The sequence below is a fragment of the Ochrobactrum sp. CGA5 genome, assembly GCF_006345815.1.
GTDB lineage: Bacteria > Pseudomonadota > Alphaproteobacteria > Rhizobiales > Rhizobiaceae > Brucella.
In genome coordinates, this window is sequence record NZ_VCIG01000001.1 from 141,955 (window position 1) to 154,592 (window position 12,638).

Below are 12,638 nucleotides of genomic sequence, written 5' to 3' on the forward strand. Positions count from 1 at the left end.
TGTGCGCCTCAACGTGGCTCCGGCTTATCGTTCTGGCTTTCATGAGCATCTCTAAGACCTTCATACAGCCTCCCCGGTCCCAAGAGGATATCCTTCAAACCATCGCGTATCTTTTCTGAAGCCAGTGCCTGCTTACTCATCGTCTCATGTGCAGCAAACGCATCCATGATGGCATCCACGATGGCATGCTTGAGATCGGGGGAACTTGCGAACTGCTCCTTGCTATTGTTTCCAGCTTGCTGAACAAGAACAGGCGATTGCAGCAGCTTTCCCTTCAGGACGTTATTCACGTAAACAAGTTGGTCATCGTCGGTGAGATCGCCATCGAACAAATCGTTGATCTTATCGATAATATACTGAAGGAGCGCCTTTTCCTTATCCTGAACAGATCCTGAGCCTGTTTCCGTCACCGGCTGCAATAACGGCTTGTCGCCACCTCCGAGCGTCAACGGCTTCTTTCCAAGATTTTTGAGATTATGATGGGTCAGCACAATCTGAGACAGGTCAACGCCGTCGCGGTCTCTGCCGAACTGGAGAAGAGGGATCAGGCGTTTGTAAAAGATAGAACGGGCCTCGATTGCCGAGTTTCCATAGTCAAATATCTGAGAAAGGAAAGCGTACAGACGCTGAAACGCCTGCATGTCACCCTTGAACAGCAGAAGAGCGTTCATTTCGTCCTTGGCAGCTTCAATGACCTTCTCGTTAGCTTTGCTCTGCGCAGCTTTCAACTCGTCCTGCGCCTGCTTGTACTTCTTCAAGATCCGGTCAGCGACAGGCTCAATTGCCGCGATAAGATCCCCTTGTTTCGACTTGGGATTGAGCTCAACGGCCACGACGCGATCAACTTCAAAATCATCGTAGTAGCCTTGCGCGTCCAGTTTTGCGCGAATATCGAAGATCAGATTCGGGTCTGTCGTGGCGGCCAATTCCGCCGTGTCGAAGTATGTGAGGAATGCATCAAGGATCTCGTCGGCATTGTTCGCAAAATCGAGAACGTAAGTCGTGTCCTTGCCCGGATATGCTCTGTTCAGGCGCGACAGGGTTTGCACCGCCTGAATGCCAGCCAAGCGCCTATCAACATACATTCCACAAAGCAGCGGCTGATCGAAGCCTGTCTGGAACTTATTGGCGACGAGCAGAATCTGATACTCTGGCAGCTTGAACGCTTCCCGTATATCGCGACCTCTCAGATCCGGGTTCAGAGATTTACTCGCCTCGGTGAACGGATCGGGACCGCTCTCGGTATCATCCACCTCGCCCGAGAATGCCACCAGCGTATCCATCTGGTAACCCTTGGACTTGATGTACTTCTTGATCGCTAGTTGCCAGCGGACGGCCTCTAATCGGCTTCCTGTGACGACCATCGCTTTCGCCTTGCCATCCAGCAGCGGTGCTACATTAGCAAGGAAATGCTCCACGACGATTTCAACCTTCTGGCTGATATTGTACGGATGCAGCCTTACCCATTTCATGATGTGTTTGAGGGCAGAACTGGCTTCGACTTCCGTATCGGTGAGTTCCTTTCCGTCGTTAGCGAGTTTGAACGCCAAGCTGTACGGAGTGTAGTTCTGAAGCACGTCGAGGATGAAACCCTCTTCAATTGCCTGCCGCATCGAGTAGACATGAAATGGCGCTGGTAAATTGTGAGGGCCACTTGGCTGCTCTGGCTCAGGTTTGCGTCCGAAGAGTTCCAAGGTCTTGGCCTTGGGTGTTGCCGTAAATGCAACGTAGGTAATCCCTGCATCATCTGCACGGGCACCCATTCTAGCGGCCAAGATGTCCTCAGCGCTCAATTCTGCACCGTCAGCCAAGGCTTGCAATTCATCAGCAGCAAGCAGTTCCTTCAGCTTCGACGCGGCTTCTCCAGTTTGTGAGCTGTGAGCTTCATCAGCAATTACCGCAAAGTGCTTGCCTTGGGTTGCTGTAAGCTTTCGTACGGCTTCAATTGCGTAAGGGAACGTCTGTATCGTGCAGACGATGATTTTCTTCCCTTCATCGAGCGCCTTGGCCAGCGATCCGCTCTTGCTGCCGTCCTCGTTGCGAATTACTGCGACTACGCCCTGTACACGCTGAAAATCGAAGATAGCTTCCTGAAGCTGGGTATCGATCACGTTGCGATCCGAGACAACGATGACGCTGTCAAAGATCTTGTTATGGTTTGTATCATGAAGATCCGCGAGGAAATGCGCTGACCAAGCGATAGAATTGGTTTTTCCTGATCCTGCCGAATGCTGGATGAGGAACTTTCCGCCGACACCCTCGCCAAGAACCGCTGCTTGAAGTTTCCGCGTGGCGTCCAACTGATGATAGCGTGGGTAGATGACTGAGGTGATGTTCTTCTTGGTATCGCGCTTCGTGACCATGTAGCGCCCGAGGATTTCGAGAAAGCTTTCGCGTTCCCAGACCTCTTGCCAGAGATAAGACGTTCGGTGGCCATCTGGGTTCACGGGATTACCCTTGCCGCCGTTGTCACCCTTGTTGAACGGCAGGAAGCGCGTCGACATTCCTTCCAGCTTTGTCGTCATCATCACTTCGGAATTGCTGACCGCGAAGTGTACCAGCGCCCCACTTGGAAAAGTCAGCAGAGGTTCTGAGGATTTACCTTTCGGCTTTGGATCCCGGTCGAACCTGTACTGATCAATCGCATCGGTCACGCTCTGGGTGAAGTTCGTCTTCAGCTCGGTTGTTGCGACAGGGATGCCGTTCAGAAACAAAACAAGGTCGATGCTGTTCTCGTTATGCAGGGAGTACCGGACTTGGCGGACTACCCGGAGACGGTTGGCGTGATACTTCGCCAAGATTTCAGCATTCATTGCCAATGCTGGTTTGAACTGTGCGAGGCTCAGTGGTGCCCGAAGGCCGATCATTTCGACGCCATGACGTAGAACGTCGAGGGTTCCACGGTCGTCAAGCTGTTTGCGCACCCGGTCGAGCAGAACGGTTTCAGCGTTGGGACCGTGGGTCTTCTGAAGGCTGGCCCATGGCTGCGGCTGGGTGTCCCTGAGCCATTCTACGAGATCAGAAGGAAAGAGCGCTCGGGCACGATCATAATGGACGGCATCGCCGGCATTGTAGATCCAGCCGTTCCCAGACAGATGAGTACATATCTCGTCTTCGAAGCTGATTTCCTTGTGAATACTCATTCCCACGCCCCCTCGCTGGAATTATTCGGCAGCCGCTTGATCCGACGTCAGACTGCGCACATCAATCTTGCCGGTTACTGCAGCGGATATCAGAGCTGACCGGCGCTCTCCCAAAATCTGTATAGATCGAATAATGTCATCTATAAGTTTATCAGCGTTCTTGAGCTCTTCGTCGATATAATGGCAAATTTCAATCTGTTCATTCAATGGAGGTAACGCGAATTTTACTGGATTGATATGCTTATTATTTATCTGAGGAACAGTGGAAACATCCGCCAACTCCTCAATTCTGCGTGCTTTGATTGAATAAGCTATAAATCTGAGAAAATTTGTTGGATCAATTTTCCAACCCATCAGATTTGGATCCAAAACACTTAGCGTATTTACTATATTTACCTTATTCAATAAAATTGCAGCCCCTCTTTTTGGGAAAACTATAAAGTCTTTTTTTGGTTTAATGCTTGATAATTTGTCATTATTTACAAACCACTCTAGACTCTTAACTTCAAAATCAAATTCTGACAAAGATGAAACCTTAATGAAGGAGACTTCTCCGTAGTCACACACGTCTTCGTCGCCGATTTGTTCTGATCCGAATAGACTTCCCAACGATCCCGCTTTGCGAATATCCCAATGCTCCGGCACGTCACCCAGCCATTCCACACCGGACGGCTTCATTTTGACATTCGGATCGAGCCCTTTGGTAACCGCATGAGAAATGACCGCTTGGCGCTTCTCCTTGAGGAGTTCGATCAGGCGTTTCTGCTCGTTGACCAAGGCGTCGATTTTGGCTGTCTCACGGTCGAGGAAGGTGGTTATTGCGGTTTGCTCGGGGAACGGGGGAAGCGGTAATATGATGCTCCTCATCTCAGAGTAGTTGGTACTCCAAAGATCCGCTACAATCCCCTTCCCGAACTTATAATACTCCTCTTGAAAAGGCACGCTCCTCAATAAATAATGACTGTAATCTATGGAAATATCATCACTCGGATGTATAACAGTATTAATAAGAGAAACCGATCCATCAAGAACTGATTTCCCAGATGAACCTTTACGGTCAGAGCGGCTATTTATCACAAAATCGCCTATACATACTTTCTTCCTATTATCACCATCATCTGTCTTTGCTGCTGTATCCAATTGAGGGACAACACCATTTTTTGTCACAGATAACGGAGGATAATCTCTATCATTAACTTTTTCTCGCCGCTCAGTGAAGAGAACTCCCAAACGTTTTGCTGCCCAATGCGTAGGAATTGCGCCCATCCAAGTGGCGTCTAGCATCTTATATTCAGCATATTTTCCTATGCTCATGCGTGTAGCCCTCCGATCATCTCAAGGATCCGCCCGGTGACCTGCTTAAGATCAGCGTCGATTTCCTCCAATGAGCGCGGCGGCTCGAACACATAGAAATGCCGATTGAATGGGATCTCGTACCCAACCTTTGTCTTCTCGTGGTCGATCCATGCATCCTTCGCAAAAGGCAGCACTTCACGCTTGAAATAGGTTTCCACGTCTTCTGACAGCGGAACATTCTCGGTATCGCGCAAGGCCGTATCCGGCTGTAGTTTGCCCTTCTGTTTCCCACGAGTACCAAGGATCGGCTTACCAGCGTCATCGACTGCTGGGCGCTCAACGGTGATCGTACGGTACCCAAAGGTCTCATTCGGGAATATCCGAGACATTGGAGCAAACTTTACCTTGCCGCCTTCCGGCGCGACTGGTTCCGGCTCCCCTTCACGCACGACCCGCTTACCGATTTCCTTATCGTCTGCGTCAAATGTCGTTGCCAGCCGTGCTTCCGTGAAGCTCCCAAACAGTTGCGTAACAGCCGTAATGTCGGCTTCGCTCATCTCCTTGCGCTTGGATCCAAGGCTCTTCCGCATCTTCTGCCAAAGGCTCGACGCATCGATCAGCTGAGTCTTGCCCTTGCGATGAGCCGGTTTGCGGTTTGACAGGATCCAGACATAGGTTGAGATGCCGGTGTTGTAGAACATGTCCGTCGGCAGAGCGATGATAGCCTCGACAAGATCGTTCTCGAGCACGTAGCGGCGGATCTCGCTTTCGCCACTTCCTGCCCCGCCAGTGAACAAAGGAGAGCCGTTCAGGACGATGCCAAAGCGACTACCCCCTTCTGACGCTGGTCGCATCTTCGACTACAAATGCATCAGGAACAGGAGCGAACCGTCCGACACCCTTGGCAACCCCGGGCCGAACCTTCCGTTGAACCCTTGAGCCTCATGTTCCTTGCGGACTTCCTTCTCGACCTTCTTCCACTCGACGCCGAACGGAGGATTGGAAAGCATGTAATCGAACTTGGTATTGGGATGGCCATCGTCGGAAAGCGTGTTCCCTGCGATGATATTGCTGACATCCTGCCCCTTGATCAGCATGTCCGCCTTACAGATGGCGTAGCTCTCGTCGTTCAGCTCCTGTCCGTTCATAATCAGACGGGCTTGCGGGTTGTGTTCGCTGAGGTACTCGTCGGCCACGGAAAGCATGCCGCCAGTGCCAGCGGTGGGATCATAGATGCTGCGTACGACTCCGGGCTTGCTGAGAATTTCGTCATCTTCAACAAACAGCAGATGCACCATCAGCCGGATAACTTCACGGGGTGTGAAGTGTTCACCTGCGGTCTCGTTGGACAATTCCGAGAACTTGCGAATGAGCTCCTCGAAGATCAGACCCATCTGCATGTTGCTGACGTTATCAGGATGCAGGTTAATCTTGGCGAATTTCTCGGTGACCTGATAGAGCAGTCCTGCCTTGGCCAGACGATCGATCTGCGTATGGAACTGGAAGCGCTCGAAGATGTCTCGTACAGCTGGAGCGAATGCCTGAATGTAGCTGTAGAGGTTGGCGGCAATATTGTCCTGATCACCCATCAACGTCTTCATGTCGAGCTCGGACGTGTTGTAGAACGTCTGACCGGCTTTACGAAGCAAGAAGGGTTCAGGATTGATATCCAGCTTCTGCTTCTCGGCAAGTTCTGCCAGAACAGCTGCCTTGGTATCGGCAAGAACGCAATCGAGACGACGCAGAACCGTAAATGGCAGGATTACTTTGCCATAGTCTGCCTGCTTGTAATCGCCCCGCAGCAGATCTGCGACCGACCATATAAATGCTGAAAGTCCCTGCTGGTTCATGCGTATGATTATCCCCGATAATGCCTGGATCCAATCTATGGCTGCCGTAGTGGGCATAATCAAGCTGATTTAATGGCTGGTACAACTGCCGCTCTGACTTGACGACAATGACATCTGAGACCGGGTACAGCATGGCTACGAGGTATTATCTCGAACGCTTTCGTTTCACTGATCGGGCCATCAATCGAGCGTCCTTCGAGTGGATTGTAATGAATACCTTAGATCATCCCTACGTATGTAGGTTCTTCCTAAGTATCTTATTACCGAAACCCAAATATAAATATCTATTGAGAAAGATACGGAATTATTAAAAGGCGAATCCGAATGTTGAGTGATCGTAATTCTATCTTCGGATTACCTTCGTTACGAAGACAGACCGAAGGAAAGCTTACGTGCACCTTGCGATGGAAAGACCATATTCTTCGTCGCGAGACGGAGCAAAGCGAACACTCACCTTATTGAACAGGCTCAGGATCGTCTCATGCCAATTGTAAGCTGGTCTTACGACACGATGAGAACAACCTGAGGAACACCCCAATCGATAGTTCTTCGCTTCTCGCTCCGAAGTCTCTTCACCCTAAGGGCATTCTACGTAAATGGGTCTTCAGTCAAGTCGAGCGAAGCGAGGACCAACGAGAGGTTCCACTATAGTTATAGCGGAATGGTTTACGCTGATCCCCGTATATCCGGGTTTTTTTGTCGATAACGCTTTGAGCAGTTACAGCGGGTTGGTTTACGCTGCGATTGGCATTATCGTTTCCTCGTCGCCGTCATCTTTCCATGATCCCCTGATAGGCCAGTCCGTCAATCGGGGTGGCAATTTCGCTAGACGTTTACCCACAGCCTGTTTGCTACACCCAAGCCGATAGCCGATTTCGGACAGTGAAAGCCCCGCCGCTCTTAGCTTCTCGACTTCGGTTTCAGTCTGGTTCGTTGCCTCGAGGTTGGTGACGATGTGCACCATTCCATCGGGCAGAATCAAATCATAGAACAACGTGGGCTGGTCCTTGCGTCGTTTCTGGTAAACTGTCCCATAACACTTCCTGATGGCGGCCTCGGTCAATCTGTGCCGCTCTCCCGTGTGCTCCACGATCCCGAGCAGTTTCAGGCGGCGCATAAGGTCGGCTGTAGTCGTCCCGATCATATTCGCAAAGTCGCTGTAGGACTTAGTGCCGGTGTGCCATCGCCCGGTGTGATCGCGAACTTCACCAAGGACGGTGCTGGCGCAGCGCAAATCATTATTCGTGCGTTTCATGAGCGCACCTCATGCGGAGTTACGGACGCTATCGAACTGCTGCCGCTGACGGACTCCATGTCATCACCAAAGAAAGCTGCTCGTTCACGCTCGGCTCGTGTCCTCTTGGCTTCCAAGGCAGCACTCTTCCGCTTGGCAATTTCCACGCCATAGGAAATGAACCCGGTCGGATAGACGATGTCCCAGAGTGCCCTGATGGTCTTCGGCGGTGTTTCCCTGAAACGGCTGCGTTCCATCTTACCGTTGCGCCACTGGTATTGCGCTTCACGCGGATTGAGGCGCAAAAGCATGCGTATGGTCTGAAACTGGAAACCTTCGTCCAGCCTCCAGAAACGCGGGTTGTCCTGATACCAGAAGCCCATGGCAATCAGCAGCACACCGATGGTCTCGGCGTTCTGTTCACGGTCTAGCGACAGGATGGCCCGATGGGCCTGCATTTCGTAGCTGATAAATGGATGCCCTTGGTTGGCTCGATCAACGAACCGGTGGGCGTCCTTAACGACACGCCCCCAAGCGTCACTGATGACGGCCTGAGCTTTGCCCTGATGGTTGCTCTCTAGAAAAGCGCGAATTTCCCCAATATAGGGCTTCAGGTCGGCCTTCTTGATACCGATCTGGTACGGGTGCCCATGACGGGCGAGATTGCGCTTATGCTTGTCGCAGTACGAGCTATATCCGTGTGCCTGCATGTAGCAGTTGCTGGCTTTGCATTCTCTCATGATGGATTCTGTTCTTCTTCAAATTCATTTTGGTCTCCTTTCAGGCGTCAAGCCTGCTAGCGTTTCCGTACCTAGACCTACAGGCACGGACGTGGTCTTAGTTGAAGGCTTCGGCGTCAGCGTGTCCGAAGCAGGTGGAATGTATGCTCGCGCTTTCAGATTGCAAGTCATTTTTTCAAATGAGCCAACAATATCAGTGGCTTGGTCACTAAATCCGTTAGCGCAAAATAATATAGGTTCTAGTGCGGATGCCTGTATTCTCAGGGTGTTACCGGCGAAATTCCCACACGAATTGTCACATGGTCACAACATCCGTCGGCGTGAAAAAAAAGAAACACGGTCATGCCATTTGTTCGCACATGCTGTCGAATTTCGCTTTACGACCACAACTATGTCGTCTGCTTGGCTCCCATACCCCATTTGGTGAGCATAGTTTCGGCTGCTGCTGGGTCGCTCTTGATCCTGATCACCGTCTGCCGCGTTAATTTCGTCGCTCTCGCAATCTCAGACGTCCCGGCATTATTCGACAGCAGATCCAGAACCAGCATCAGCTGCTTCCTATCATAACTCGGTTTCCGCCCGAGATACGAAAGCGGCTTCTTCGGTTTGTCCTTGGCCGCCAAATCCTTGGCATGGGCAATACCAGCCTTCTGAGCTTCCTTAGTCGCCTCTGCCTGTGCCTGTGCAGTTGCCGCCATGAATGCAATGAGAGCGTCACGCACGGCTTGCTGAACGGGGTCTTGCGTCGAGCCGTCGAATGTCATGTTGTTAATGACGGTACGGATAATAACGCCCTGTCGCATGAAATGCCGAATGGTATCTGTCACGTCCTGATAGTTGCGCCCCAGCCGGTCAACCCAACGGACAACCAGAATGTCACCCTTACGCAGCACGTCAAAGAGGCGCTTACCCTCCGGTCGATTGGTCATTGCCATGTTTACGCCCGACACGCCATGGTCGGCAATTACCTGATCGATAACGAAACCGGCGGCCTCAGCTTGTGTCTTCTGATGGTCAAGGTTCTGGTCCTCGGTTGAAACTCGGGCGTATAGAATGGTCTTCATATCGGGCGTCCATGGGTGTCCGTTTAGGTTGTGACCATATGAATGCATGTCCGTATAACAAAAGTCAACCCGTACGTACAGTAAGACAGGCACCTTCTGATGTGTACGCTGGGCTATAGCCTTACGTACAAAAAAGGCATCCCGAGACATCTCCCTTTTACTCATTCGAAATGCTAGGAACGCAAACCGTCATTGCAAAGGGGGATGTGTTGAGAGTTTATCGTTTGGACCCAAAGACTGGATCAAAGCAGTACGCGCACACAGAGGATGGACATTACGTTCTAGGTGACCCCAAGCACGGGGGCCGAAAGCATACAAAAGCGAATAAAGTACTGGTTCGCACCGAGCAGGAGATGATCGATTTAATCCATCAGGGGTTCTCTGTACGTGTTATTACGGATACAGCCCCTTCTCTTGTTCGGCGCAACATCTTCATTGATAACAAGAAAATTACATAGCCCCCCCGCGTCGCCAAACCAAGGGCGACCGTTCGTCGCCTCAAGCCCTTAAACCACCGGGCTCAAGTCCGGAACGCACGGGATGCCTTGGCCGCTGGGCAGGCATTCTGACTGCATATAGGTGAAGAAGAAGGGGGGCGGGGGGATTGCGAAACTCTATTAAATCAGATGTGGCTGACGTAAATTTCTATTAAAAATTTGGGGTGTCCCTCCGTCCACCTACTTTATTCAAAGCGCGAACGACAATCATTCAGTAGAATTCAGCGCATTGAGAGTTGCGCAGGAGCGATATTTCGAGTTTAGCTTCGAAGCTTGGCATTGTTGGGGGCAGGGCAGTATGGAAAGTGATAAATCAGCGGTATTGAAGAGACTGGTGAATGTGGTTTACTGGGCTTGTTGCATAGCCGCAGCTGTTCTGATTGCAGTCATGCTGTTGCTTTCAACAAAAGAAGGCGCTGGTCCGCTTATCGCGGCTGTATTCTGGGGGCCTTTAATCTACGCGGTCGGCTGGTCCATTCGTTACGTTTCGACCGGGATTACTCGCATCGGACCATAAACGTATGCCGAACGGCAAACTTCAGGCGTTAGCGTCGCGGCTACAGACGTCGGCGTTGCAAAAATACGTAAATCCGTAACGGACACGCGAATAGCCATTGCTTATTGAACTCTCACCAAGCAGGCCGTGGAGGATATCAATAGGACAACGTTCGGCTTGAACGTCGATGCCGCCTCTGCCAGCCTCGTATGATTCCGATGGGTTGTGTTTATGGATGATCCGAACAAGTCTATATGGGTCCACGACTGGACTGACGAAAAAACACGTGAACGCTATCTTTTTCACGTCCGAGAACACTACGAAAAATACAAATCGTACAGAGATGCTTCATTTCAAAACCACGTTGGTTATGCCAAATGGCTCTTAGCGTCCTTGCTAGCGGTACATGGCGGTGCAATCTATGCAATCAGCAGCCTACGAGATACTGTCCGTCCAGATCAAATAGACGGACTCATAACTGGTGCGGGATGGAACTTAATTGGAATTGGTTGCACGCTAATCACGGGTTTCTGCGCTTGGCTCAACTTCCAGTATGCGTGGAGCTCATACGATAAGTGGGCAGATCCAGCGATGTTGTATCGAACTGACCAGTCCCCCAGCTCCAAGAACAGGGAGAGTAAGACGGATATTATTTCGGCTACACTGTATGCTGGCGCCGGGTTTGGCTTGGCGTCAGCTTTCTGCTTTGCAGCCAGTGCAGCTACAATTATTTCCACCCTGAGACTGGCAAAAATTGTGCCCTAATGGGAGCGTTGTGAAAATAGAAGCACATCCAAAGAATTGCCGTTAACGGCTTGTCGTGGAGTCACTTAGGTGGTACACAAGACTTACAACGGTCCCAAAAGGTTCTTTTGTTTTCAAATGGTTATGATTTGAGATGGAAAATTCAATCCTCTCTCGCAGCACCATTATTCCCAATAAAATCTGAAAACTTGTTGGCACGTAGGTCCAATAGTGCGCTCCATTATGGAAAGCGCCGAGCTGTGCCAATTTGATATCCATTCGAGCGGGTGGAATATCATCGGGCCGCTTTTCTTTCGTGACCGGTCTTTTCGATGTATACTGTTTATTGAACCGTCAGACTTTGGTCTGATGAACTGGCGTCACGAAAATCGGACTGACCCGATGACCGTGCGGAAACCAGAAATTGCGTGCAGGCCGTGTCCTGACCGCTGCCCTTGCTGTCAGGACTGCCTAATCCGCAGGAGGAGCGTCATGGCACAGTTTCATGTTATCGCAGGCAGAGACCAATCAGCTTTCTATCCGGAAGTTAAACGCATCCGCATGGCGGATGTTTTGGAGGCCTTGCGTTTGGGCTTCAACGACTTCTGGGCAAAGCCATCGCATTATGTTTTCCTTTGTCTCATATATCCGCTGGCGGGATTGCTCATCACTTATTGGAGTGCGAACGCAAACTTATTGCCACTCTTGTTTCCCTTGATGTCAGGCTTTGCCTTGGTCGGGCCAATTGCTGCGTTGCCGCTCTATGAAATGAGCCGACGTCGTGAGGAGGGGCTGGACCCGTCCTGGAGGCGCGCGCTTGATGTGAGCCATTCTCCGGCATTGCCATCTATCCTGGCCGTTGGTGCTTTTCTCTTCGCAGTTTTCATCGTCTGGCTGCTGGTGGCCCAAAATCTCTATGTCCACTATTTCGGACCAATGCCGCCCGAGAGCTTCTCGATGTTGATGAACCAGGTATTTTCAACGGAAGAAGGACGCAGTCTGATTTTCGCTGGTTGTGGCATTGGCCTGCTATTTGCAATCGTCGTCCTGTGCTCGACGATTGTGGCTTTCCCGATGCTGCTTGATCAGGATTGCGGTGCGGCGGCGGCAATAGCGACTTCGTTGCGTGTGGTCATGCGCAATCCAGTGGAATCCCTGCTCTGGGCCGTAATCGTGACCGCGATGCTCGTCGTCGGCTTTGCCACGATGTTTGCCGGGCTGGCTGTCGCAATACCCATCCTCGGACATGCGACCTGGCATCTGTATCGGAAAACGGTTACGCATCCGGCAACAAGGCGCGCCTGAAGCATGTTTCCCAAAAAGGGAGCCGATATTGCGTAGATACAAAGCGATAGATTGTTCCTGACCGGTCAAATCCCTTTGAAGTAAAGCTTTGACAGGATGATCGGGGTGCTTGATGAAATTTTTCAAACCTTCCAAGATGTGGCGGTATCCCGCCGCACCAGTTCCCCTTGTGCGAACGGTCCCGCTTTTGAGCGCATCCCGAAAATTGTGAAACGATTTTTGGACAAGATGCGCCTCAAAACAAACGGCTAGAGTACCGATCTGATTCA

8 protein-coding genes and 1 pseudogene are annotated in these 12,638 nt (G+C 51.1%); 3 read left to right on the top strand and 6 right to left on the bottom strand.

Going from position 1 to position 12,638, the window contains the following annotated elements:
- Positions 1-8: 8 nt before the first annotated feature.
- The 6 genes and pseudogenes from FJQ48_RS00675 to FJQ48_RS00700 form a co-directional block, all read right to left on the bottom strand.
- Positions 9-3,143, bottom strand: a complete 3,135-nt coding sequence (locus tag FJQ48_RS00675; protein WP_139973296.1) for a type I restriction endonuclease — start codon at positions 3,141-3,143, stop codon at positions 9-11.
- Between the two features lie 21 nt (positions 3,144-3,164).
- On the bottom strand, positions 3,165-4,457 hold the full coding sequence (locus tag FJQ48_RS00680; RefSeq protein WP_139973297.1) for a restriction endonuclease subunit S: 1,293 nt from the start codon (positions 4,455-4,457) through the stop codon (positions 3,165-3,167).
- Positions 4,454-6,346, bottom strand: a pseudogene (locus FJQ48_RS22620) (class I SAM-dependent DNA methyltransferase). The gene FJQ48_RS00680 and the pseudogene FJQ48_RS22620 overlap by 4 nt, the downstream one beginning before the upstream one ends.
- 676 nt (positions 6,347-7,022) lie before the next feature.
- Complete coding sequence (locus FJQ48_RS00690) at positions 7,023-7,544, bottom strand: hypothetical protein (protein ID WP_139973298.1); 522 nt, start codon at positions 7,542-7,544, stop codon at positions 7,023-7,025.
- A complete protein-coding gene (locus FJQ48_RS00695; protein ID WP_139973299.1) occupies positions 7,541-8,263 on the bottom strand; it encodes a hypothetical protein in 723 nt (240 codons plus the stop codon). The genes FJQ48_RS00690 and FJQ48_RS00695 overlap by 4 nt, the downstream gene beginning before the upstream one ends.
- Before the next feature lie 389 nt (positions 8,264-8,652).
- Positions 8,653-9,327: a recombinase family protein gene (locus FJQ48_RS00700; RefSeq protein WP_139973300.1), complete on the bottom strand. Its 675-nt coding sequence runs from the start codon at positions 9,325-9,327 to the stop codon at positions 8,653-8,655.
- Positions 9,328-10,122: 795 nt separating this feature from the next.
- Between FJQ48_RS00700 and FJQ48_RS00705 the strand changes: the two genes are divergently transcribed.
- From FJQ48_RS00705 to FJQ48_RS22235, 3 genes are all read left to right on the top strand, one after another.
- On the top strand, positions 10,123-10,341 hold the full coding sequence (locus tag FJQ48_RS00705) for a hypothetical protein (RefSeq protein WP_139973301.1): 219 nt from the start codon (positions 10,123-10,125) through the stop codon (positions 10,339-10,341).
- Positions 10,342-11,556: 1,215 nt separating this feature from the next.
- Entirely contained in the window at positions 11,557-12,369 is an 813-nt protein-coding gene (locus tag FJQ48_RS00710) for a DUF2189 domain-containing protein (protein ID WP_139973302.1), read from the top strand.
- Positions 12,370-12,474: 105 nt separating this feature from the next.
- Positions 12,475-12,621, top strand: a complete 147-nt coding sequence (locus FJQ48_RS22235) for a hypothetical protein (RefSeq protein WP_180350080.1) — start codon at positions 12,475-12,477, stop codon at positions 12,619-12,621.
- Positions 12,622-12,638 lie beyond the last annotated feature (17 nt).

What these genes read in the sequence shown, in the direction of transcription:
- FJQ48_RS00705 (WP_139973301.1), top strand. Translation starts at nt 10,123, where the DNA reads ATGGAAAGTGATAAATCAGCGGTATTGAAGAGACTGGTGAATGTGGTT.
- FJQ48_RS00700 (WP_139973300.1), bottom strand. Translation starts at nt 9,327, where the DNA reads ATGAAGACCATTCTATACGCCCGAGTTTCAACCGAGGACCAGAACCTT.
- FJQ48_RS00690 (WP_139973298.1), bottom strand. Translation starts at nt 7,544, where the DNA reads ATGAAACGCACGAATAATGATTTGCGCTGCGCCAGCACCGTCCTTGGT.
- FJQ48_RS00710 (WP_139973302.1), top strand. Translation starts at nt 11,557, where the DNA reads ATGGCACAGTTTCATGTTATCGCAGGCAGAGACCAATCAGCTTTCTAT.
- FJQ48_RS00680 (WP_139973297.1), bottom strand. Translation starts at nt 4,457, where the DNA reads ATGAGCATAGGAAAATATGCTGAATATAAGATGCTAGACGCCACTTGG.
- FJQ48_RS00695 (WP_139973299.1), bottom strand. Translation starts at nt 8,263, where the DNA reads ATGAGAGAATGCAAAGCCAGCAACTGCTACATGCAGGCACACGGATAT.
- FJQ48_RS00675 (WP_139973296.1), bottom strand. Translation starts at nt 3,143, where the DNA reads ATGAGTATTCACAAGGAAATCAGCTTCGAAGACGAGATATGTACTCAT.